The following is a 22,659-nucleotide window of genomic DNA, read 5'->3' as shown; positions in this document are numbered from 1 at the left end:
AGCGTGGGAACGATGAATTTGTGCAAGGAACTGTGATGAAAATTTCCCGTCAAGCCTACGCCGACATGTACGGCCCCACTGTCGGCGACAAGATTCGCCTGGCCGACACCGAGCTGTGGATCGAAGTGGAAAAAGACTTCACCAGCTATGGCGAAGAAGTGAAATTCGGCGGCGGCAAGGTTATCCGTGACGGCCAGGGCCAGAGCCAATTATTGGCCGCCGAAGTGGTCGACACCCTGATCACCAATGCGCTGATCATCGACCACTGGGGCATCGTCAAGGCCGATGTCGGCCTCAAGGACGGTCGCATTGCAGCCATCGGCAAGGCCGGCAACCCGGACGTGCAACCCAACGTGACTATCGCCATCGGTGCCAGCACCGAAGTCATTGCCGGTGAAGGCATGATCCTTACCGCTGGCGGCATCGACACCCACATCCACTTCATCTGCCCGCAGCAGATAGAAGAAGCGCTGATGAGCGGTGTCACCACCATGATCGGCGGCGGCACCGGGCCGGCCACCGGCACCAATGCCACGACCTGCACTTCCGGGCCATGGCACCTGGCGCGCATGCTCCAGGCCGCCGACGCCTTCCCGATGAACATCGGCTTGACCGGCAAGGGCAACGCCAGCCTGCCCGAGCCGTTGATCGAACAGGTCAAGGCCGGCGCCATTGGCCTCAAGCTCCACGAAGACTGGGGCACCACCCCGGCGAGCATCGACAACTGCCTCACCGTCGCCGACCAGTACGACGTACAAGTGGCCATTCACACCGACACCCTCAACGAATCGGGCTTCGTCGAAACCACCCTGGCCGCCTTTAAGGGCCGCACCATCCACACCTACCACACCGAGGGTGCGGGTGGCGGTCATGCCCCGGACATCATCAAGGCCTGCGGCTCCGCCAACGTGTTGCCGAGTTCGACCAACCCGACCCGACCGTTCACCCGAAACACCATCGACGAACACCTCGACATGTTGATGGTCTGCCACCATCTGGACCCAAGCATTGCCGAAGACGTAGCCTTCGCCGAAAGCCGAATCCGCCGCGAAACCATCGCTGCCGAGGACATCCTTCACGATCTCGGCGCATTCTCGATGATCAGCTCCGACAGCCAGGCCATGGGCCGCGTCGGCGAGGTGATCACGCGCACCTGGCAAACCGCCGACAAGATGAAAAAGCAGCGCGGCCCGCTGCCCCAGGACGGCGAAGGCAACGACAACTTCCGCGCCAAACGCTACATCGCCAAGTACACCATCAACCCCGCAATCACTCATGGCATCAGCCATGAAGTGGGCTCGATCGAAGTGGGCAAGTGGGCCGACCTGGTACTTTGGCGACCCGCGTTCTTCGGGGTCAAACCAACGTTGATCCTCAAGGGTGGCGCCATCGCGGCCAGCCTGATGGGCGATGCCAACGCGTCAATACCAACGCCACAACCGGTGCATTACCGCCCGATGTTCGCCAGCTACGGAGGTTCGCTGCATGCCACCAGCCTGACGTTTATCAGCCAGGCGGCCCATGAAGCCGGTCTTCCTGAAGCCTTGGGCTTGAAGAAAAAAATCGCTGTGGTCAAAGGTTGCCGCGAGGTGCAGAAAACCGACCTGATCCACAACGACTATCTGCCCGACATCGAGGTCGACCCGCAGACGTATCAGGTCAAGGCTGACGGTGTCTTGCTTTGGTGTGAACCGGCGGATGTGCTGCCGATGGCCCAGCGTTATTTTCTCTTCTGACCGGCACGCCGGCACGAAGATCGTCAGTCTTCGTGCCGGGCTGACAATCAGGGCTGCACGGTGAAGGGGATTTCCACCCGCTGCAGTTTTGCCCGGTCCATGGCCTGCTGGGTCAATGTCTTGAGCAACGTCTGTTTGCGGGCATTGAGCAGATTCATGTCGGTTTCATACGCTTGGGCGGTCATGACGCGACCGGGGGCGAACTCGCTTTCGGGTTTGCCAAGCTCCGCGGCGAGCACCCTGATCTCTTCCTTCAACTGCGCCTTTTCTTCCACGGAAAGTGACTCGGTCGCCCGTCTGTCCAGCGCCATGTAAAACTCTGTCGTCGCATCGAGCCGACGCCTGATCGCCTTGAACTCACCGCGATGGGAGCCCTGAATGTAAGACTCCCAGAAAGGCTGCTCGCTGATCGAATCGCGTAGCAGATCGCCCTCTTCCAACGCCAGCACACGTTTATAGGCCTCGTCGATCATCTGCGTGGTAACACCCGAATCCGCCCTGAACTGTAAGTCTCGCGATTGCCACGGCAAATCCAGCTTCTTGGCGAGGTCCGTCATATACGCCAGGTGAGTCTCGACTTCATCGATAGTCCCCGTGACATCCCCTTGCGCATTGATCCGTCTTAACTCCTCACCATTCTCCAGTCGCCGGGCAATTTTTTTATGGGCGATCCGACTCAACTCATCCAAACGGGATTTACCCTTGGCCAGCGACACCAGTTCGGCTTCGACCAGGCTCGGGTTAGCCAATTCGTAGGCTTCGTGAATCAGTACTTCAAGGCCCATGGCATTGAACAGCGATGCCCCGGCATCGACACAGTTGACCGGTTCACGTGCCAATTTGAAAATCTCGTTGCGCAGTTCGCTGTTCTGTTCCATGGCCTCCAGCATTCGCCAGACTTTGGCAGTCAAATCCACCCTGAAGGCGCGGTCATTTATAAAGTGGCTGGATTGGGTGAGCAGTCTTAGGTTATCGAAAAACGGCAGTGAACCGATCTCGTCTTCCACCTCATTCCATATGGGTTGTAACTCAACCCATTGCGCTCGCCTCAAGCCTTCCTCCCATTGAAGGGAGTCGCGCACGCCACGGGGCGGGTAAGGCCGATCAGGGTCCAGACCCACGGAGTGAATGTATTCTCTGAGCTGATTCAGGTTTGCTTGCGATATCCACTGCGGCTCACGGTTAAGTATCGTTCTGGCCAGCAACTCCGCTTCCATGGAACCGGGTAACACCTGAGGCACAAGGGTGATGACATTGTCCTGCAGGCTCAGATAGAAGTGCCGTAAACGGAGTATTGAAAACAGGCCAGCGGGCCAGGTATTGATCCCGGTGTTCGCCAGAATCAATGTGTGCAACATGCGCATGCGGCCGATGTTTGGCACCTGGCCCAGAGGATTGCGTCGCAGATCCACGGATTCGAGCAGGATGAGGTTGCTCAACTCGTCTGCGGTCTCCACAGTCAATTCGATCTGATTGTTGCCCAGGTACAGCTCGGTCAGAGTGCGCATCCGGCCGATCGCGGTTGGCAGCCGGGTCAGCGCATTGTCGTTCATGTTCAGGGCTCGCAGCCTCGGGAAATGCTCGAGAAACGCAGCATTGGCATCAGTCATTTCGGTATCAGGCAACTTCAGCTCGGTGACATGCTCGAAATTGGCTTCAAGCTTGGGCATTGTTTCCAAGTGCCGCCCCATGGGGATGTTGCTGAGGTCAAGGACCCAACCTCGCGGGTTTCCATGGACATCGAGGTCGCGGGGACCGCTGCGTTGCCAGCAGTTTCTGACGGCCCTGTACACACTATTACGTGACTGCCATTGTGCAACGCCTTCCGCACTCAGGCTGAACGAGTCGAGTGGCGAATCCAGCCAGCGCCGAAAGCTGCGGTTGAGTTGGTTGAACTCGGCTTCGAGGGCCACCACCCGTTCCTCGGGCGTGCTCCCGCTGTCGCTGTGTTCGAGAAATGTTTGAATATCGCCTTCGCCCCAGCCGGGGCGAAGCGACTGGATGCGCTCCTGCGCGGTCAGTTGCCCGGTGACCCGACGAAACTGTTGGGAAAAACCTTCCATGCCGCCCCGCAGCTTCATGGTTGCGGGATCGAACTTCGGTTTGCGCAAAGGATTGTCCGCCAGGATCGCCCTGAACCTGTCGTGGCTCAGCGGGAATCGCTGAACGGATTGCCTGAGCGTTCGCCATTGATTGATCTGGTAGCCCAGCGCATCGCGCTCTGCATCGGGCAAGGCATGCAGGACAGCGGCAAAAAGATTATCGGGGCCATGGAGCTCATGGTCGTCTTCATCGCGCGCCTCATACAAGCCGTCCTCGTTCTTGACCAGCACCTTGCGGATGGCGGCGTCAGCCGCTCCGATGCTGTCCTCCAGCGTGCCTGCCAGGGCATCGTTGCGCACTTCGATGCGCACGTCTTCTGACCAGCCTGGAAGCGATTCAAGCGATTGCAGAAGCAGTCTCTCAGTATCCGGGCTGTGCAGCTCATCGAGAAAAAGCCCCTCATAAGCGCGGTTCAGCCGCACCTCCAGCAACGCCGCCCGGGCCTGCTGCTTGAGACGCAAAGGTACGCGCTTGCGTTCGGCCATTACCGACAGCTCTTCTGGCGTGGCGCCCGCCAGCAGCTCCCTGGCGACGCTGGTCGGCAGCTCCTGGAACGCGTCCTGTAGCAAGGCCACGTTAGCCTCCGCTTCAACTTCTGCATTTTTATAGAATGACTTGAAGAGGCGCTTTTTCTGCTGCTCTGCACGGATGGCCAGGCGCTCCTGCAAAGCGTCGATTCGCACCTGTCTGTCACTGCCGATACTGCGGCCGAGCATCTGCTGGATTTCCTGTTCGTCGAAGCTGTCCACCACGCGCTCGGATAACTTGCCGGCTTTCAGTTCAGCAAAGGTCACCTTCACCCGGTTTGCAGCCAAGGCGCTCTGATTGCCGTGCACGATGGAGTCGCCCCATAACTGCGGCCCGCGGAAAAGCTCGATGGCCTTGGACTCGGGCCATCGCCGCAACTCCGTCATCAAGGGAGGCAAGTGATCCGCCCACTCCTGCGCCACCTGATTGAGCCGAATCTGATCCACCAGTTTGCCCACATCGGCATAAGCCTTGAAGCGCCTGAAGGTGTCGGCCAGTAACGCTGGTGGCGGCTGTGTATCCACTTGCAGCTTACGCAGCACATCTTCCTTGACGCCGCTGGCGATTCGGATCTGCTCCAGTGTTTCATCGGAGAACGCATCGGCCCGAGGGCCCAGGCGCCGCATCAGGCGGGCCTTGTCCCACTCGATGGGACGGTCGAGCTCGGTGTGCCAGGCACCCGCACCGTTATGCTCCATCCTTGGCTCATAGGCCGTCGTCCGGGCCGGATGCTTGAGTCGTGGCTGGCCGGTCTGCGGATTTTCCTTTACCTCAAAATGCTTGCCTCCCAACGGCAGGATGTCCTGGTCATTATGTCGATGGAGGCCTCGTTCGTTGGCTTTCGAATCCATGGACAACGTCACTTTGTGGTCATAGGGTCCCAGATCAGGATTCCACAGACGGGTTGTGCCATCGGGCAGCTCGATCTGTTTCAGCTGGTCGAGAAAAGGAGACGCCTTGACCGCCACCGGCTTGCCGCCTGGTAGCACGTGACCGGCCCCCATCAGCGCCAGTTGGGCGAAATTGATCAGTACCCCGGTCAAATGAGACGAGGCCTCTTCCTTGTCGCCTTTGGTCCAGTCTTCGATGCCCTCCAGGGTCTCAAGCATCATTTGGCCAACCATCACCGCCAGCACGGCTTCCCCTAACCCCGGAACCAACATGGCGCCGAAGTTGAAAACGTTCCAGCCAATGTCCAGGTAACTGGTCAGGCGTTTCCAGCGCACAGCAGCGTCTTCATCGCCAGTTGGCACGGCGATCTGTCGCGCATCGGCAATCGCCTTGTCGCTGCGCCAGAGACAGGATCGCTGCCAGAAATCGCCCTCGATCACGTTGCTGATCGGTTCGGCATCAGGATTCTCGACAGCGGTCTCGCGCCACCACGGGCCCATGTCCAGAGGCCCACGCTGAGTCCACTTGAACGTGGTAAAGCGCTCTTTGACGCGTGCAAAGAAGCGCCCCTTGTCCTTGTGAGGCACGAACCGGCTGAAGAATTGTTGGTAGTGCGCAGAGCGCAACTGGCTCGTCAGCTCCTTCATGAAGTCGGTGAACGATGCGTATTGCTTGAGGGGGTGATCCGGATCGTCGGGGATGTAGGCGATCAGGGTCCCGTCCAGCCGACTTTGTTCATGGATATCGTTGCGGCGAACCATTTCCTCGACCACACCCGTCGGGCCATTGGCAAAAAAGGCCTGAAGAATCTTGAACAGATCAAATTCCTGCCCCGGCAAAACCGCGAGGTGGCGGGACCACTCCACCAGGTGTTGCAGCTGTTCGGGCAGCAGTTGGTCAATTGCTTCTTTTATTGCCAAGGGGTCGCTCATCGCACTAAACAGCACGATGCCTGTCAACCGCGTGCCTAACAGTGAGAGTCGGTGTGCCTTTAAAGGACGGTTTCTATACAGGATGTTTTCCTGGCCATCGCGCACTTCTCCCAACTTGCCGTAGGCATAGGAATCCAGGTCGCTTTTTAACAACGCAATGAGCATGGTCTCACTGAAGGTAGCCCTCTCATGGGCCATGAAACCCCGCTCAAGTCTTGAGCGCGCAGTAACGTCAGCGGGTTCCAGAAGAGACTTTATGTGTAGCTGATACTGTTTGCCGATATCGAGCTTGCGACATAACGCGGCAAATTTTTCGACCGTTAATTCATGACGCTGCAGCTCTCCTTCAGCGTCCTTGACAAAAACACCTGATCCGTCGCGAAACGCACCGGCCACCGCTTCGGATTCCTCGAAGTTATGCAGCGCGGCTTCCAGCAGTGATGAATGCCGGATCCGACTGGCCTGGGTATCGATGCCAAACCCCAATGTGGCGGGAACGTACAGCCGCAATGAGGTCGTGGCGACGTCCAGCTCGAAGTTGAATTCATCCTTGATGGCCTGGACAAGTAGCGGTTTCGCAAAAGCGTTGATGTCCGTTTGCACGTTATCGACCCTGTCAGAGACAGTATCTTGTAAACGACAGCGCTCCTTGATGAGTTCTTGTAAATATTGACGATCAATGGGTCGAGCCTGGATATACCAATCCGGAAAATTAGGCTTTAACTCAGTTATCGATTCCAGCCTCGAAACGGGAGCGCTTTTAATCAGGCCTGGAATATTTTCCGCGAAATAAACCGAATGATTGCTATCGATTGAACCCTCAACTTTCGTAAAAGAATTCGATATGGCTTCTACCGGTACCACAGTCATTTTTGCATTTCCCTATGCGATGAACAGAATGCTCAGCTTATCCAACCTCCCTAATAACAAAAGCTTAAAAAACTGCTGGGAACTACCCGAAAAACCGGAATCAACATTGAACTTGAGAACCGTAAAATATAATTAAGTACCACCCCCGGCCCTCAGGAGGTGATCCGAATTCCCAGCGGTAGTTTTTACCCCGGCCCTAAAAAGGCTAAGATCGTCAAATTATCCAGGCAGGAATCCGGTCATGCACCTCCCCGAATTCATCAGGCAACACGCGGACCGTATCGTCGATGAATGGGAGGAGTTCGCCAGAACCATCACCCCAGCCGCCGAAAACATGGATCGAACGGCCTTGCGCGACCATGCCAAGGAGATCCTGCTGGCAGCGGCTCGGGACATGAGCAAACCTCAGACCGCCAGCGAACAACTCGCCAAGGCCAAGGGCGAGGGCCCGGAGAAAACCCCAAGCCTGGACGAAGCGGGCGCCAGTCATGGTGAATTACGCCATACGGTGGGTTTCGATCTGGTGCAGATGACCAGCGAGTTCCGCCACTTGCGTGCCTGCGTGATTCGTCTCTGGGTCGACAGCCTGGAGTCGCCGGACCTGGCCTACTTCCAGGACATGATCCGCTTCAATGAAGCCATCGATGAAGCGCTCGCAGAATCCACCGCGGCCTATGCCGAGCAGATGAGTCGCTCAAGAGATATTTTCCTGGCGATACTCGGCCACGACCTGCGCGCACCGCTGCAAGCGATGAGCATGTCGACTGAATTGCTGATGCGTAAAACAACGCTGGAAGGCGATGCGTTGGCCTGCGCGAACAACATCAAGCGCAGCGCTCGACACATGGCGGTGATGGTTAGCGACTTGTTGGAACTGGTGCGCTGTCGCCTGGGTAAGAGCCTGCCGATCGAACCGAAACCCATGGACCTTGCCGATGCCACACACGCGGCGATTGCCGAAGCCTGCGCCGGCAACCCGGAGTGCGATCCGACGGTCAGGGTGGAAGGTGACACGCGAGGCGTCTGGGATGCCGGACGGCTGGGTCAGTTACTGCAAAACCTGATCGGCAACGCTTTGCAGCATGGCCTCGACAAACGCGATGTGACAGTTACTCTCCACGGAGAACCCGACACGGTTCGCCTGACGGTCCATAACTACGGAACGCCGATTTCCGCGAATGCTATCGGCACGATCTTCGATCCACTGGTGCGCAGCGCAGATGAAGAACTGGGCCAGCCATCGACCAGCCTTGGCTTGGGGTTGTTTATCGTCAAGGAAGTGGTGGATGCCCATGCAGGGACGATCGATGTGAGCTCTAACGAAACCGATGGCACGCTGTTTACCGTAGTGTTGCCACGCAATTCCCTGTAGCTGCCGCAGGCTGCGATCTTTTGATCTTCGTGGATCAAGATCAAAAGATCGCAGCCTGCGGCATCTCCTATTCCACCAACAACCGCCCCAACCGCTGCTTGAGCATCCGGTTCTCGGCCCGCAGCTGTTGGACCTCTTCCAGCAGGTCCAGCGCAAGGGCGACACCTTCCCATTCCAGCTCCAGATCGCGCCGCAGCTTGGCGGCGCGCTTGGCCAGGGTCAGTTCGTAATCGGTGAAGCGCCAGTCCTTGGGCTGCCCTCCCTGAGGTTCGAGGATGCCGTGTTCGACGATTTCGATCACGTAGACGTCCGACAGGTCGGTCGCCTCACAGAATTCTGCCAAGTCCAGTTGAACGGTCAGGGGGCTGCTCATGATGGGCTACTCCGTCGCTGGGTTCAGAAATTTTCTCGTGGGTTGAAGGCGGCTTTTTTTGCCAGTTCCTGCCACAGCGCCTTGACTTCATCGTCTGCGGCCTTGGGCATTACGGCCTTGAACTGGATGAACAGATAACCGCGTTCACCCGCCTTGTTCATCAGGCCATGGCCCTTGGCACGCATGCGTTGGCCGTTCTGGCTGCCGGCCGGGACCTTGAGGTTGATCTTGCCGGTCAGGGTTGGCACGGCGACTTCGGTGCCCAATGCCAGTTCCCACGGTGCCAGCGGCAGCGTGATGATCAGGTTCTCGCCTTCGACGTCGAATTTCGGGTGTGGCGCAAAACGAATGATCAGGTACAGGTCGCCATTGGCGCCGCCGCCAACACCAGGAGCACCCTGGCCCTTCAGGCGAATGCGCTCGCCATCGGCCACGCCCGCCGGGATCTTCACGTTCAGGCTTTTGCTGGTGTTGCTCACATGCTGGCCAGCCGCGTTGTACTGCGGCACCTGAAAGGTGACCTTCTTCGACTCGGTCGACAGGGTTTCTTCCAGAAAAACTCCCAGTTCCATTTCCACGTCTTGCCCTCGACGTCCGGTGCTGCGACGCGAATGTTCGCCACCGCCGAAACCGGGGCCGCGATTACCGAAGATCGAACTGAAGAAGTCCGAGAAATCGCCAGTGTCCTGGCCACCGCCAAAGCCGCCACGGCTCTGCCAGCCCGGTGGTCCCTGGAATGGTTGGCCATGCTGGCCATAACGGCGCAATTCGTCGTATTCGGCGCGTTTGTCAGCACTTTTCAGTGCTTCATAGGCTTCAGAGGCGTCCTTGAACTTGGCCTCGGCGTCCTTTTCCTTGCTGACGTCAGGGTGGTATTTGCGCGCCAGCTTGCGATAGGCGGCCTTGATCGCCTTGTCGTCTGCCGTCGGCTCCACACCGAGAATCTTGTAATAGTCTTTGAAGTCCATCGCGGGAATCACCATCCGTTATCGAAATCGCGCCACCTGCCACAGCATGCGCCTGTTTGCAGCATAGACGTTGACCGATCTCAAGGTTGTGACCGGGCAGCGCGTAAGAAGTTTATCGGCAGCAGGCGGTGCGACTTTCGAGCGCTACGCGGCTACCGGCTTGATGCAGGGTAGTTTGGGGGTCACGGGCCATCTTTCAAGACATTGTTTCCAGGAATTAGCAGATAGTCGGCCTTCGAATCTGTCGCGCACTGACATACACTGCGCGGCCGTTTTTTAACCGGAACCGCAAAGACATGAACAACGCATCTCCAGCCCGTGCCGTGGGCATCGACTTTGGCACGTCCAACTCCACCGTCGGTTGGCTGCGCCCCGGCATGGAAACGCTGATTGCGCTGGAGGATGACAAGATCACCTTGCCCTCAGTGGTCTTCTTCAACATCGAAGAGCGTCGCCCGGTGTACGGCCGGTTGGCGCTGCACGAGTACCTGGAAGGTTACGAAGGCCGGTTGATGCGCTCGCTCAAGAGCCTGCTGGGCTCCAAGCTGATCAAGCACGACACCAGTGTCCTTGGCACGGCGATGCCGTTCAAGGACCTGCTGGGCCTGTTCATCGGTCAGCTCAAGAGCCGTGCCGAAGCCGCCGCCGGTCGGGAATTCGAAGAAGTGGTGCTGGGCCGTCCGGTGTTTTTTGTCGATGATGACCCGATGGCCGACAAAGAGGCCGAAGACACCCTGGTGGATGTGGCGCGCAAGATCGGCTTTAAGGAAGTCTCGTTCCAGTTTGAACCGATTGCCGCCGCGTTCGACTACGAGTCGACCATCGAAAAGGAAGAGCTGGTACTGATCGTCGACATCGGCGGTGGTACCTCCGACTTCTCGCTGGTGCGCCTGTCACCGCAGCGTCGGGGTGTGGATAACCGCCAGGATGACATTCTCGCCACGGGCGGCGTGCACATCGGCGGGACCGACTTCGACAAGCAGTTGAGCTTGCAGGGCCTGATGCCGCTGTTCGGCTATGGCAGCCGGATGAAGAGCGGCGCCTACATGCCGACCAGCCATCACATGAACCTGGCGACCTGGCACACCATCAACTCGGTGTATTCGCAGAAGTCGCAACTGGCCCTGGGCAGCATGCGCTACGACATCGAGGACACCGGTGGTATCGACCGCCTGTTCAAGCTGATCGAACAGCGCGCCGGGCACTGGCTGGCCATGGAGGTTGAAGAAACCAAGATCCAATTGACCCACGCCGACCACCGCCACGTGCCGCTGGACCGTATCGAAGCCGGCTTGAGCGTGGAGCTGAGCCGTGCACTGTTCGAATCGGCCATCGATAACCTGCTGGAGCGCGTGCGCAATAGCGTCACCCAGTTGCTGACCCAGGCCGACGTGCGGGTCGATCAGGTGGACACGGTGTTCTTCACAGGGGGTTCGAGTGGTATTCCAGCCCTGCGCAACAGCGTTTCGGCGATGTTGCCGAATGCGCGGCATGTGGAAGGGAATATCTTTGGCAGCATCGGCAGTGGTCTGGCGATTGAAGCGGCGAAGCGTTACGGGTCGATGGACTGATCCGAAAACCTGTGGCGAGGGGATTCATCCCCGTTGGGGCGCATAGCGCCCCCAAAAACCAGAAAAGCGGCGACTGCTACGCAGCCGAACGGGGATGAATCCCCTCGCCACAATTTGATCTGCTCAAACCATCCCCACCTGCTTCAACTCACTCTTCAGGTACGCGTAATAAATCGGCCCTGCCACCACCCCCGGCAGGCCGAACGCGGCTTCGAACACCAGCATTGCCAGGAGCAACTCCCACGACTTGGCACTGATCTGCCCGCCAACGATCCGCGCGTTGAGAAAATACTCAAGCTTGTGGATGACAATCAGATAGCCCAGTGCGGCCATCGCCACCCAGATCGACAGCGACAGGCCGACAATGGTGATCAGGGTGTTCGACATCAGGTTGCCGATTACTGGCAACAGGCCGAGCAGGAAGGTCAGCACGATAAGGGTCTTGGTCAGGGGCAGCTTGATACCGAACATCGGCAGCACCACTGCCAGGAATATCCCGGTAAAGAACGTGTTGAGCAGGGAAATCTTGATTTGGGCGAACACGATGTTGCGAAACGCCTGGACCAGCAAGTGCAGGCGGTCAAACAGGGCCGCGGCCAGCGGTTTGCGTTTGGTCAGGTCCGGAATTCGCTGCAAGGCGATGATCGCGCCCAGCACCATGCCGATCAGCAGCGTCACGAACATGTGCGCCGCGTCCTTGCCTACCAGTTGCAAGTCACTGAGGTGTTTACTGATCCACTCGCCAATAGCCACGCGAAACTCGGCGGCACTGGCCGGCAGGTAAGCATCGATGAAAGGTGGCAACTGACCGCGAGCGCGGTCGACCACGCCCATGAACTTGTCGAGGGATGCACCGGGGTTTTCCGCTTCGTGCAGCAGAAAGCTGATGGCACCGGCAAAGATCAGCGCCAACGCACTGACTATCAAAGTCCCCAACAATGCCACCGCCAGCCAGCGCGCACGTCGCCCTTCGATCAGCCGCTGCAATTGCGGGGTGAGCATGTTGACCAGTTCGAACACCAGCAACCCGGCCAGCAGGCTGGGCAGCAACCGTAGCGGAATCACCAACAGCAGTCCGCCGAAAATGATGACCCAGCTGATGACCAGCAAAACTTGACGCTGAGAAAACGTTGGCATACAGCCTCAAAACGAACGGCGTAAAAGGATTGGCAGTCTGCCAGCGATCCGGTGTCAGCACTAGGGATTGTGCATACCCGTATGGCCCGCGTAGATGCAACCTTAGGGCTGGTTTGCCGGCGATGGCGTCCTGCCTGCCGGACCACGTTGTACGTTTCGCCGGCGAGCCTGGCTCGTACAGGGCGTTTCTATTTTTTCTTCAGGCAATCACTCATGAACGCCTTACGTTCATCGCCCTTGAGAGCCTTGGTCGCGGCATCGGCATTGCAGGTTTTCATTTTCTCCTGCTGAGGCGTCAAGGCCTTGCCGGCATCATCGGCCGCGGGAGTCGCCTTAAGGCAGTTGCTCATGAAGGCTTTGCGCTCATCACCCTTGAGGCTTTTGGCGGTAGCGTCGGCATTACAGGTGGTCATCTTGTTCTGTTGGTCAGTGGCGGCGAAGCCTTGGGAACACAGCAGCAAACCGATCATCAAAAAAGGGACACGCAACATCTTCATGGCGTTCGCTCCTTGTTGCCGCGCCGAGCGGCGCGGCCTCAAGGGCAGTGTAGACAAGAGCTGTTACACCTTCATCCGCCAGTGCTCAATCAGCGTCCGCCTGCTCAGGCAGAAGACCTTCAAATGCGTTCAAGTAGCGGCTATACGCATCAACCCGATTTTCAATAACCGACGCGGGCAATCGCTCGAACGTAACCGGAGTACCGCCTTCCACACGGTAAGTTAGACCCAACTCCGTCACTGACGTCCACTGGGCATACGCTCCTGACTGGTAGAGCTTGTTGATTTTTATCTGCCTGAACGTGTTCGGCTCGGAAACAGCGGGTAATGTCGTCGGGCCTGGCGGGACGTCATTGATAAACGCGTATTCGGCGACGGCCGGACCTGGCGCCAGTGTTTGCACCGGCGGCATTTCAAACTCGAAGCTGCCTTTGCTGGCCAGATGCGCCGCAGGGAATTCCGGCCAGGAATCGGCGACGACCAGTCCTTCGGGATTACTCAAATCATCGCCTATTACCACATATTGATGGTCAAGCTCGGTGGCCTTGACAATGTGAATGCTCGACGTCCGGGGCTGGCTGGCGAGTATCGAAAAGGTCACTTTGGAGTTTTCCGAGCAGTTGCCGCCCTTGATTTCAATGGCTTTACGCGCCGCTTCAGCGATAGTCAGCTTCGCGGTAAAACCGCCTTCCTCCAGGTTCATCTCCCTGAGTCCCTTGATCTTGGCAATCGCCGAACCGCCCTTCTCCCACATGCTCGGCAATTGATTGCCGGAGAGAGGAATGAGCTCCTTGACGCGGCAGATTGCCTGTTGCGCCAATTTCAAGTCGTCCATGGTTCGCGGTGAAACCTGGATAGGCTCATCGGACGCCACCAGGTTTTTCGAAAGCTGATCGCCATAGCTTCGCAAATCAGCCAGTTCCGGGGTTAGCGTTACAGCGTCTTGCTGAACCGAACGCAACAGTGCCTGATAGTCATTGGCCCGTCCGGTGCGTTCCAGATTTCTCGCATTCATGGCCAGGTTGCGCCTGGTTTCTGGCAACGGGATCAGGCCATCCCTGGTGAACATCTGCTCGATCAATGGCGTGAACTGCTCGTCTGTCATGAGCTTCTCAAGATCCGGCAAGGCTTCGATGCTCTGCACGACGCGGGTATTGGCTTGTGCGTCCCGGGCTGCGTTGGCCTCGAATAATGCCTGCCAAAGTGATTGAAAGTACTCATCAGGAAAGGTGTCGTTCATCAACTTCACACCACGCAAGTAGTCATACCTTTCGTACGCCGAAACGGAAGGGTGAAATGCTCCCACAACGAGGTCCGGATAGAGATCCGCGATCCCCTGCAATGTGGCGGCCTCGCCTTCGCCAGTCGGAGCGCCGCCACGCAGGCGCATGACCCGGGGATCGAAAGTGAAGGGGTCAAGAGCGGGGAGTTCTGAAAGTACTTTGCCTAGTCGATACGGCTTCAACGCCCGGTTGCTAATCGCCTCTTTCAGTTGCCACCCTTTTCCGATGCCAATGTTCAGTGCGTTGCGCTCGGCATTCGGTAGTGCTTGCAGAATCGACAGATAAAAGTCGGAAGCAGAATTCAAGGTGTTGCCTTCAGCGTCATAAGCTTGAAAGCTCAGGTCTTCGCGTTCAACGAGGGTACGTCGAATCGTGGCGTTTTCCTTGCCGATGCTGTCGAGCAACGCTCCCCCAAAATCGAACTGGCAAACGTCGATTCGCACATCAGGATTCCAGCCGGGCAGGTTTTTCAGTGAGTGCAAGACCAGCCTGCGGGTATCGGGGTTGTCGACCGAATCCAGATACAACCCTTCATAGGCGCGAGCGTTGCGCACATCCCGAAGTGCCCATTGCGCGAGGCTTTCAAGCCTGTCGGACAGCTTGCCTTGCGCGATGTCCTGCAACTCCGAGCGAGTGGCAATCGCCAGCAACTCTTGCGCAACGGTGCCCGGCAGACCTGGCACTCGGTCCTGGATATTTCGAACCGAGGCATTCTTGGCGCTTCGGGCATTTTCAAGCTGACGGTATCGTGTGTCGAATAAGGATGTTTGCCTGTTTTTCGCCCGTTTCGCCAGTACGAGCCTCAGCTGTCGAGCATTCGCGTCGATGGTGGTTTCCGATGCGCCTGACGCCTGACCCATCAGCAATTTTGTATCAGCCTGATCAAGATGGGATAACAGCGTTTTGAGCAAATTGCCTTCGATCAAACGATCTTTTCGTATCCGCAGGGGTGCAGCATCGGCACGACCTATAACCCTTAGTACCTCGCCATCAGTCCCCGTCAGTTCGATTGCCCGACCGGGCCACACGCCGTCCAGCAGCTCAAACTGAAAGGCAAGGTCGGCTCGCAGATAGTCCTGCGGGTGATCACTGCCAATTTGTTGGATAAATGTCTGGATATCACGGTCGATCTGGAAACGCGTCACGGTATCGCTCAACAAGGGTAAAGCGCGTTCCTTGTCGACATACATTCGGCGGATTGTATTGACGTCACTGCGACTGACCGTGCGAATGTCATTGTGTGCGTCCCCTAACACTTGCATTGACTGGCCGAGTCGGTCCATCAAGGTATCGTCATCCCACAAGCGAGGCTGCTCACCCTCAACGATGAAGGCACATTCTCCATTGCTCTCGACCACGGGTTGATAGGCGTCCGGCCGAGTTGGATGCTGGACTCGATGCTTGCCGGTTTTCGCGTCTTTTTTGAGTTCGAAGTAGCGCTTACCAAGATTGAGAATGGGCTTGCCTTCGTGCCGATGCAGCCCGTATAGATCGGGCTTTGAATCGGCAGCCAGCGCCAGATTGCGCTGATAGGGACCAAGGTTCTGCCCCCACAGCCGCTTGTCCCCGTTGGCCAAAGTGACCGGTTTAGCCCCCTCGATGAACGGCGAGAGCTTGGGCAGCACCACCCCTGAAACAAGCTGCATACCGGCGCCGAACGTACCCAGCTGAATCAAACTTTCAACGAAGCCGATCAGGTGCTCGGCACCTTCCAGATAGATCCCCTCCGCCAGATCGACGACGCCTTCGATCACTTCGCTCGCCAGCTGATAAACCATGTAGGCCATCATGACTTCGCCCAGAAATGGGACAAATGGAGTTACCACCAGCAACGCGGCATTGAAGATGTCAGCCAACATCTTTGTCAGGTTATCGAACCAGGCCCCCCGCTCCTTGCGATCGGCGTCGGCAGTGGAAATCACCATCTCCCGTGCGTCGTTGAGGATTTTGTTTTGCTGCATCTGGTAGAGATACACCCACAGGTTGCCATTAAAGCGGGTTTCGGTATCTTCCTGAAATTTCAGCATGCCAAAATGAAGGCGCGGGTTTTCCACGGGAGTTTCACGCCAGACAGGCCGATCCACGCCCCATTCTTTTTCATGCTGCTTGATCTCGACCAGGCGACTGTTGAGCTCGGCAAAGAAATGCCCGCGTTGCTGATGGGCGACGAAGCGGCTGAAGAACTGCTGGTAACTGCATCGGGAGGGAAGGCCTTCAGGCGTAGACGTGGGGCCAGCGTCGCGCAACTGGCGGGTCAGTTCGAGCGCGAACTCTTCGGTCGAAGCATATTCTTTCAAGGGATGCACAGGGTCGTGAGGCACATAGGCAATGAGTCGCCTCTCGGCAACCGGGGCATCCAGGTCACCGGCGATCAGCACGATGCCGTACATTCGGGTGTCCAGTATTGTCAGGTGATAGTAACGAACCGGGAGGCCTTGCAGCTTCATGCCTTGAAGCCCTTCAAGCATGCCCATCACCACCCGATAGCCGTTGGCCGAAATATCTTTGCGCATCAAGGCCAGGTCTGTGGCGGCGCTCAGTGCGCTCTTCTGGCTTTTGGTGATTTTGTGCTGCAACACTCCCTGCGCCAGCCCATCGCTGGGGCGCAAATAATTCTCAAGATGTTTTTGGTATTGCGCGCCAATATCCAGTTCCCGACACAGGGTCTTGAACTGCTCAATAGACATCCGGTGTCTGATGTCGAGTATTTCGAAACGACCCAGTTCATCAGGCTTTGAAATAAACTGCGAGTCAGGAAGAAGCACTTCATGCCGGGCAAAGTTATGTAAAGCCGCATCCAGCATTGAGACTGTTCGAGAGCCGGCCCCACGCACAATGCTATTGGCCCACAGGGGCACACTTGCCGGAGCGAACAACTTCAGATAAGTACCTCTGACATCGACATCAATTCCATATTGCCTTTTCAAGGCCTGAATCAGCAAAGGTTCGGCAAAGTCGTAAACATCCTGTAATTCAGCCAGCATTCTGTCGACATCATTTTGCGCGTTCCAACTTGTCGTCATCGACTTTTTCAAACTTGTGTGTAATACCGCAGGGGCCTCCTTGATCCACTGAGGAATACCGGAAAGCCCCATCTTCAGCGCACCAACTCTTTTCAAGGGGGCGCCGGCCAGCCATTTTGGCAGAGCCCTCTTTATAAATTCATGATGAATACTTTTTTCTTGTTTGATGGGTTCTGCCGGTCCGCGAACCAGAACTGAATGCTCCATGCCTGATCACTCCAATGCCCCTGTAAATTCAGGCTGGAGAATACCGCGATGCCTAAAAGCTTCGGTGAGCGCATTTCAGACAAAACGTGTAGAACACCCCACAACAACGTCAATGCCAATTAAAAGCTAACAAATACTTGAACATGCAAACACACCTGAAAAACTTGCAAACATAATCTGCAAGTAGAACCATACCTCAGACAATCAAAACCCTCGGTGTCTGCGATAATGTTCCGGAGTACAACCCGCCTGGCGCTGAAACATCGCGATAAATGCCGAACCGGTGCTGTAACCCATGTCGAATGCGATTTCCTGAATGCTGCGGTGGCTGTCCAGCGCTTCGATCGACGCCAGAAATCGCAACCGCTGGCGCCACTCGCCAAAACTCATGCCCAACTCCCGGATAAATTGCCGCGCCAGGGTGCGTTCGCTGACATGTATGTTCGCGGCCCAATGCGCTAACGGCCGGTTGTCCCCCGGTCCCGCCTGCAAGGCTTCCAGAATTCCGAGCAAGCCAGGGCTGCTGGCGTAGGGTAAGTAGCGCTCGTGCACCGGCGCCTGTCGAAGTTGATCCACCAAGACCTGGGCCAGACGTTGGTCCGCTTCGTGCTCAGGGATCTTCACATCGCGGGCGGCAAAGTCCTTGAGGATCGCTTTGAGAATATCGCTGATCGCCAGGGTGCAGGCTTGCGCAGGCAGGTCACGACACACCGATGCAGCCAGGCAGACCGCACGGTAGTTGATCGGTTGGTTGCTGTAGAAGCTGTGCTCGGTCTGCGGGGGCACCCATACCGCGTATTGCGGCGGTGACATGAAGCGACTGCCGCCGATTTCCATGTGCAGCACGCCATGGGCCGAATACTCCAGCGTGCCCCACGGATGGCGGTGAGCCGAGGCATAGCGATGAGCATCAAAGTCGGCGTAGCGGAAATACACCGGGGCAGGCAGCTCACTGAACTCCAGTAGATCGATGGGTTTACGGGTCATGCTGTCCGTCATGAAGGGCGGGTTGTCTGGATCGAAGTATAGGCCTGTATCCAGACAATGGATAATTACCCCTCATTAACGTTCTGGTTTTTCCCATGCAATACGCTTACCCCCTGCTGGCCATTTTCATTTGGGCTGGCAATACCGTGATCACCAAAATGTCGGCCGGGGCGATCTATCCCGCCGAGATCGGTTTTTACCGCTGGCTCCTCGCCGGATTATTGTTCACACCCTTCATGCTCAAACCGGCTATTGCCCACTGGCCGTCGATTCGCCCGAACCTGGGCAAGATCTTTGTCCTCGGCGTGCTCGGCATGGCTGTGTACCAAAGCCTGGCGTACTTCGCCGCGAGCCTGACCTCCGCGACCAACATGGGCATCATCCTGTCATTGATGCCTCTGATGTCGCTGGCCATGGCGATCATCAGCCTTGGCCAGCGCCTGACCATCGGCGCACTGGCGGGTGCGGTGTTGTCGTTTGCCGGCGTGTTGGTGGTCGTCTCGTCCGGCAGCCTGGGTGTGCTGCTGGAACATGGGGTGAACCTGGGGGATGCGATGATGCTGATCGCCACCCTGGCCTACGCGATCTACAGCACGCTGCTGAAAAAATGGCAGCTGCGCTTGCCGCCATTGGTGTTGCTGTATTTGCAGGTACTGGTCGCGGTGGTGGTGTTGTTTCCGCTGTTTCTCGCCTCACCGAAAATCGGCCCGACCCTGCACAATATTCCACTGGTGCTTTACGCCTGCTTGCTGGCCTCGATGGTCGCACCGCTGGCGTGGATGCAAGCCGTGGTGCGTTTAGGCCCGAGCCGGACCACGCTGTTCTTCAATTTGTTGCCGTTGATTACCGCGCTGATTGCGGCAGTGGTGCTGCATGAACAGTTGGCGATGTACCACTTGGTGGGCGGTATGTTGACGTTGGGCGGGGTGATTCTTTCCGAGCGCTGGACCACCGTATTAGGCCGCAAGGTCCGTGTTGCCTGACAAAAAAAATGCCTAAAGGCCTGCAGCCTTGAGCCGAGCCGCATGTTCGACAAACAACCGGATCGGCTCCGCCCCCTTCCCCACCAGTCCCAACGACTGGTTGACGATGTCGAAATGGTCCAGCGGGTACTCGTCGCCAATCACGGTACCGAGGTGCGAGCTGTAACGCCCGACCATCCCGTCGCAATGCCCGGCCTCGCGTACGAAGGTTCTGGCAAACAACCGGCAACTGCGGTTGGTGCCATCGAACAGGTTAAGCCCACGATTGGTCTTGCCCGGCTGCAAAGTGCCGGACCAGGAGTAGTAACGCACACCGTTCACCTCTTCCGGTCCGTGCCCGCCCCAGGTATCTGGCAGCCCCTGTGGAAAACGTTGATTGAACCGTGCCACGCCTGCAGTTGTGAGCGAATGATGGGACGCAAGGATATCCACCGGCAACTTCGGTCCGCGATAGCCGGTCTCCAGCAGGCTCATCAGCGTCGCGACGCACCGTACTAGAAAGATCACCAGACGCCCTCCGACGCTGTCATGGGGATAGTGTTTGTGCAGATAGTCGGCCAGTTCCGAACCATGATTAGGCCCCGCCACCGAGGTCACCGAGGCGACCAGATCCGGGCGTTTGGCTGCCGCGTAGCGCGCGGTCAACGAGCCTTGGCTGTGACCTAGCAGATTTACCTTTTCAGTTCCGGTCTCACGCAGAATCTCTTCAATGCGCGCCAACAGTTGCTCGCCGCGCACTTCGCTGGAGTTGAGGGGCGAGACCTGCACCGCAAACACCATCGCACCACCACGACGTAACGCCTCGGCGATCCCGTACCAATACGGATAGAGCACCAAACGGATAAACCCGAGCATTCCCGGGACCAGCACTAGCGGGTAACGCGTGGCCGAATCTTGCGACATGGGCGAACATCCTTGTGATCGGTGAGGTGACGCCTGGCGACTGCAAGACTTCCGCCAAGCCTCTCCAGCGAACATGACAAACCGACGACCAGTCTAGGTCATCCGCCCTACTTCAGCCCCCCCACACCGGCCACGATCAGCCCGACCGACAGTAGCTTGACCATGGTCAGGCTTTCACCGAGCAAGATAAAGCCGAGAAACACCGTGCCCAGCGAACCGATGGCGGTCCAGATCGGGTAGGCGATGCTCACCGGCAATTCGCGCATGGCCAGGGTCAGGAAATAAATCCCGCCCACTGCCGCCACGATGGTCATCAGCGATGGCCAAAGCCGGGTAAAGCCCTCGGCGTACTTCATGCCCATGGCGAAAGTGACTTCGAACCCGGCGGCGATCAGCAAAAACAACCAGGCCACTTAGAACTCCCTGGCCAGGGCCAGCAAGCGCTGCTCTGCTTCGGCGGCAGAGACTTCGAAGGTGCGCGCCTCGGACTCCTCGCCTTCGGCAGCGATCACGGTGACATCGGTGATGCCGATGAAACCCAACGCCGTGCGTAGAAGCGTATCTGCATGGTTCATCGCCTCCAGCTCGCCGCCCGGGCCGAAGCCAAATCCGCCGCGACTGGTCACGATCAAGGCCTTTTTGCCCTGCACCAGTGGTTCGTACTGCGCGATTCCGTTATCCAGTGTGTGATTGAAGGTCAGCCCAAGCCGCACGATCTGGTCGATCCAGGCTTTCAGGCCGCTGGGCACGCTGAAATTGTGCATGGGCGTGGAAATCACCAGCACGTCGTGCCCGAGCAACTCGTCGACCAGCGTGTCGCTGAACGCCAGGTCCGCTTGCATCGACAGCGGCCGGGCATCGGGCTGGGGATAAAACGCGGCTGCCACGAATGCCTCGTTGACCGGTGGGATCAGCGCTCGCCCGACTTCGCGGCGGGTCAGTTTCGATTGCGGGTGACGGGCCTGCCAGGCCGACAGAAAGACTTCCGCCAAACGTCGGGAGTGCGAACGCTCACCTCGCGGGCTGGCATGAATCGCAAGAACTGTACTCATCTGACTCTCCTTGGGACTAAACTCAAACTGCTCGTGGCTTGCAGCTTGGCGCTCACAGCCGCCCCGCTTCAACTGAACAAAAATCAGTCGGGATGAATCCATTTCATCCATGGAGTTTCCATGTTTGCTTCGTTGCCATTGACCGCCCTGCGCGCTTTCGAGTCTGCCTCTCGACTGCTGAGTTTCAAGGCTGCCGCCGAAGAATTGTCGGTGACTCCGACCGCGGTATCCCACCAGATCCGCTCGCTGGAAACCTGGCTCGGTGTGCAGTTGTTCGAACGCCTACCGCGCCAGGTACGCCTGACCGAAGGCGGCGAGCGCTTGTTCCATAGCCTGCACGGCGCTTTCCTGGAAGTGGCGCAAAGCGTCGACACCCTGCGCCCGCATCGAAGCGGCACGAATCTGACCCTCTCCACCACCGCCGCCTTTGCGGCCTTGTGGCTGGTGCCTCGTCTGGGCCGTTTCTACGCCCGGCACCCGAACATCAGCCTGCGCCTGGACACCCATTGCGAGGTCATCGACTTGCATCAGGACGCCAGTGTCGACCTGGTAGTGCGCTACAGCCTCGATGACTATCCGAACCTGTACGGCCTTTGCCTGTTCGACGAGTCGTTCGGTGTTTACGGCTCGCCCGGGCAAGTGGCATTGGCTGCCCGCCAAACGCCAACGCTGATCAGCGTGCACTGGCACAACTCCAAGCTCTACGCCCATGGCTGGCAAGCCTGGTGTGCGCAGTCTGGCGAAGCCTGGCTGGAGGGGCAGCCAACCGTGCGCGAATACGATGAAGAGCACTACGCCCTGCAAGCGGCCATTGCCGGCCAGGGCCTGGTGCTGGCGAGCAATATCCTGGTGTCAGAAAGCGTCGCCAATGGATTGCTGGTGGCCTATCGGGGTGAAATCCAGGTCGATGGCGCCGGCTACAGCGCATTGTGCGTACCAGGACGAGAGCGACATCCGCCGGTTCGGGCTTTTTTTGCGTGGTTGCGGGAAGAGGCAACAGTATCCGGATTTGCCTTCTCGCAAGTAACGTGAGACGGCGCTGCAATATTCCAACGACTTGATATTCTGCAGCTTCCTTAGCAAACAACTCCATACAAACAATTAACCCACACCTACTGATAATTCTCAGAACGCACCACGCCGCCCTCTTTCGAAATCGACCAACAACCAGAAGTTACAATCACTCGATAGACTTCACCGAGAACAAAGTTATTATAAGAACCACAACCCATCGGTTGTCCAA

At 57.7% G+C, this 22,659-nt stretch carries 15 protein-coding genes; 5 read left to right on the top strand and 10 right to left on the bottom strand.

Features of this window, described 5'->3' with window-relative positions:
• The first annotated feature begins 35 nt into the window (after nucleotides 1–35).
• Nucleotides 36–1,736, top strand: a complete 1,701-nt coding sequence (ureC, locus tag HGP31_RS03180) for an urease subunit alpha (protein WP_168757151.1) — start codon at nucleotides 36–38, stop codon at nucleotides 1,734–1,736.
• 47 nt (nucleotides 1,737–1,783) lie between these two features.
• Here the strand turns inward: ureC and HGP31_RS03175 are convergent, their stop codons facing one another.
• Nucleotides 1,784–7,060, bottom strand: coding sequence for an NEL-type E3 ubiquitin ligase domain-containing protein (locus HGP31_RS03175; RefSeq protein ID WP_168757150.1), 5,277 nt, complete (start codon nucleotides 7,058–7,060; stop codon nucleotides 1,784–1,786).
• A 241-nt stretch (nucleotides 7,061–7,301) separates the two neighbouring features.
• On the opposite strand from HGP31_RS03175, the gene HGP31_RS03170 reads away from it, so the two are divergent.
• Nucleotides 7,302–8,432 (top strand): sensor histidine kinase, encoded by a 1,131-nt coding sequence (locus tag HGP31_RS03170; RefSeq protein WP_168757149.1) that lies wholly within the window; start codon nucleotides 7,302–7,304, stop codon nucleotides 8,430–8,432.
• A gap of 67 nt (nucleotides 8,433–8,499) precedes the next feature.
• On the opposite strand, the gene HGP31_RS03165 is transcribed toward HGP31_RS03170, so the two are convergent.
• Nucleotides 8,500–8,805, bottom strand: coding sequence for a chaperone modulator CbpM (locus HGP31_RS03165; protein WP_020797593.1), 306 nt, complete (start codon nucleotides 8,803–8,805; stop codon nucleotides 8,500–8,502).
• A 23-nt stretch (nucleotides 8,806–8,828) separates the two neighbouring features.
• Nucleotides 8,829–9,773 (bottom strand): DnaJ C-terminal domain-containing protein, encoded by a 945-nt coding sequence (locus HGP31_RS03160; RefSeq protein WP_033040324.1) that lies wholly within the window; start codon nucleotides 9,771–9,773, stop codon nucleotides 8,829–8,831.
• A gap of 296 nt (nucleotides 9,774–10,069) precedes the next feature.
• Here HGP31_RS03160 and HGP31_RS03155 point away from each other — a divergent pair, with 296 nt between their 5' ends.
• The gene (locus tag HGP31_RS03155) at nucleotides 10,070–11,344 is read left to right on the top strand and encodes an Hsp70 family protein (RefSeq protein ID WP_020797595.1); all 1,275 of its coding nucleotides are present in this window, start codon (nucleotides 10,070–10,072) and stop codon (nucleotides 11,342–11,344) included.
• A gap of 123 nt (nucleotides 11,345–11,467) precedes the next feature.
• Here the strand turns inward: HGP31_RS03155 and HGP31_RS03150 are convergent, their stop codons facing one another.
• From HGP31_RS03150 to HGP31_RS03135, 4 genes are all read right to left on the bottom strand, one after another.
• Nucleotides 11,468–12,481, bottom strand: coding sequence for an AI-2E family transporter (locus tag HGP31_RS03150; RefSeq protein WP_020797596.1), 1,014 nt, complete (start codon nucleotides 12,479–12,481; stop codon nucleotides 11,468–11,470).
• A 188-nt stretch (nucleotides 12,482–12,669) separates the two neighbouring features.
• On the bottom strand, nucleotides 12,670–12,978 hold the full coding sequence (locus tag HGP31_RS03145; protein ID WP_020797597.1) for a PsiF family protein: 309 nt from the start codon (nucleotides 12,976–12,978) through the stop codon (nucleotides 12,670–12,672).
• Nucleotides 12,979–13,063: 85 nt separating this feature from the next.
• Nucleotides 13,064–17,491, bottom strand: a complete 4,428-nt coding sequence (locus tag HGP31_RS03140) for a dermonecrotic toxin domain-containing protein (RefSeq protein WP_168757148.1) — start codon at nucleotides 17,489–17,491, stop codon at nucleotides 13,064–13,066.
• Between the two features lie 204 nt (nucleotides 17,492–17,695).
• Nucleotides 17,696–18,478, bottom strand: a complete 783-nt coding sequence (locus HGP31_RS03135; RefSeq protein WP_205896189.1) for an AraC family transcriptional regulator — start codon at nucleotides 18,476–18,478, stop codon at nucleotides 17,696–17,698.
• 95 nt (nucleotides 18,479–18,573) lie between these two features.
• On the opposite strand from HGP31_RS03135, the gene HGP31_RS03130 reads away from it, so the two are divergent.
• Entirely contained in the window at nucleotides 18,574–19,461 is an 888-nt protein-coding gene (locus HGP31_RS03130) for a DMT family transporter (protein WP_168757146.1), read from the top strand.
• A gap of 12 nt (nucleotides 19,462–19,473) precedes the next feature.
• On the opposite strand, the gene HGP31_RS03125 is transcribed toward HGP31_RS03130, so the two are convergent.
• From HGP31_RS03125 to HGP31_RS03115, 3 genes are all read right to left on the bottom strand, one after another.
• The gene (locus HGP31_RS03125) at nucleotides 19,474–20,364 is read right to left on the bottom strand and encodes an esterase/lipase family protein (protein WP_168757145.1); all 891 of its coding nucleotides are present in this window, start codon (nucleotides 20,362–20,364) and stop codon (nucleotides 19,474–19,476) included.
• A gap of 107 nt (nucleotides 20,365–20,471) precedes the next feature.
• On the bottom strand, nucleotides 20,472–20,777 hold the full coding sequence (locus HGP31_RS03120; RefSeq protein WP_168757144.1) for a DMT family transporter: 306 nt from the start codon (nucleotides 20,775–20,777) through the stop codon (nucleotides 20,472–20,474).
• Nucleotides 20,778–21,416, bottom strand: coding sequence for an FMN-dependent NADH-azoreductase (locus HGP31_RS03115; protein ID WP_168757143.1), 639 nt, complete (start codon nucleotides 21,414–21,416; stop codon nucleotides 20,778–20,780).
• A 120-nt stretch (nucleotides 21,417–21,536) separates the two neighbouring features.
• Between HGP31_RS03115 and HGP31_RS03110 the strand changes: the two genes are divergently transcribed.
• Nucleotides 21,537–22,448: a LysR substrate-binding domain-containing protein gene (locus HGP31_RS03110; RefSeq protein ID WP_083350068.1), complete on the top strand. Its 912-nt coding sequence runs from the start codon at nucleotides 21,537–21,539 to the stop codon at nucleotides 22,446–22,448.
• The last annotated feature ends 211 nt before the right edge of the window (nucleotides 22,449–22,659 follow it).

The sequence above is a fragment of the Pseudomonas umsongensis genome, assembly GCF_012647205.1.
Lineage (GTDB): Bacteria > Pseudomonadota > Gammaproteobacteria > Pseudomonadales > Pseudomonadaceae > Aquipseudomonas > Aquipseudomonas umsongensis.
Note: the sequence above shows the minus strand (reverse complement) of the source record. Positions and strands in the feature narration are given on the sequence as shown.

Excerpts from the sequence above, each read along its gene's own strand:
- ureC (WP_168757151.1), top strand. The coding sequence starts at position 36 with ATGAAAATTTCCCGTCAAGCCTACGCCGACATGTACGGCCCCACTGTC.
- HGP31_RS03175 (WP_168757150.1), bottom strand. The coding sequence starts at position 7,060 with ATGACTGTGGTACCGGTAGAAGCCATATCGAATTCTTTTACGAAAGTT.
- HGP31_RS03170 (WP_168757149.1), top strand. The coding sequence starts at position 7,302 with ATGCACCTCCCCGAATTCATCAGGCAACACGCGGACCGTATCGTCGAT.
- HGP31_RS03165 (WP_020797593.1), bottom strand. The coding sequence starts at position 8,805 with ATGAGCAGCCCCCTGACCGTTCAACTGGACTTGGCAGAATTCTGTGAG.
- HGP31_RS03160 (WP_033040324.1), bottom strand. The coding sequence starts at position 9,773 with ATGGACTTCAAAGACTATTACAAGATTCTCGGTGTGGAGCCGACGGCA.
- HGP31_RS03155 (WP_020797595.1), top strand. The coding sequence starts at position 10,070 with ATGAACAACGCATCTCCAGCCCGTGCCGTGGGCATCGACTTTGGCACG.
- HGP31_RS03150 (WP_020797596.1), bottom strand. The coding sequence starts at position 12,481 with ATGCCAACGTTTTCTCAGCGTCAAGTTTTGCTGGTCATCAGCTGGGTC.
- HGP31_RS03145 (WP_020797597.1), bottom strand. The coding sequence starts at position 12,978 with ATGAAGATGTTGCGTGTCCCTTTTTTGATGATCGGTTTGCTGCTGTGT.
- HGP31_RS03140 (WP_168757148.1), bottom strand. The coding sequence starts at position 17,491 with ATGGAGCATTCAGTTCTGGTTCGCGGACCGGCAGAACCCATCAAACAA.
- HGP31_RS03135 (WP_205896189.1), bottom strand. The coding sequence starts at position 18,478 with ATGACCCGTAAACCCATCGATCTACTGGAGTTCAGTGAGCTGCCTGCC.
- HGP31_RS03130 (WP_168757146.1), top strand. The coding sequence starts at position 18,574 with ATGCAATACGCTTACCCCCTGCTGGCCATTTTCATTTGGGCTGGCAAT.
- HGP31_RS03125 (WP_168757145.1), bottom strand. The coding sequence starts at position 20,364 with ATGTCGCAAGATTCGGCCACGCGTTACCCGCTAGTGCTGGTCCCGGGA.
- HGP31_RS03115 (WP_168757143.1), bottom strand. The coding sequence starts at position 21,416 with ATGAGTACAGTTCTTGCGATTCATGCCAGCCCGCGAGGTGAGCGTTCG.
- HGP31_RS03110 (WP_083350068.1), top strand. The coding sequence starts at position 21,537 with ATGTTTGCTTCGTTGCCATTGACCGCCCTGCGCGCTTTCGAGTCTGCC.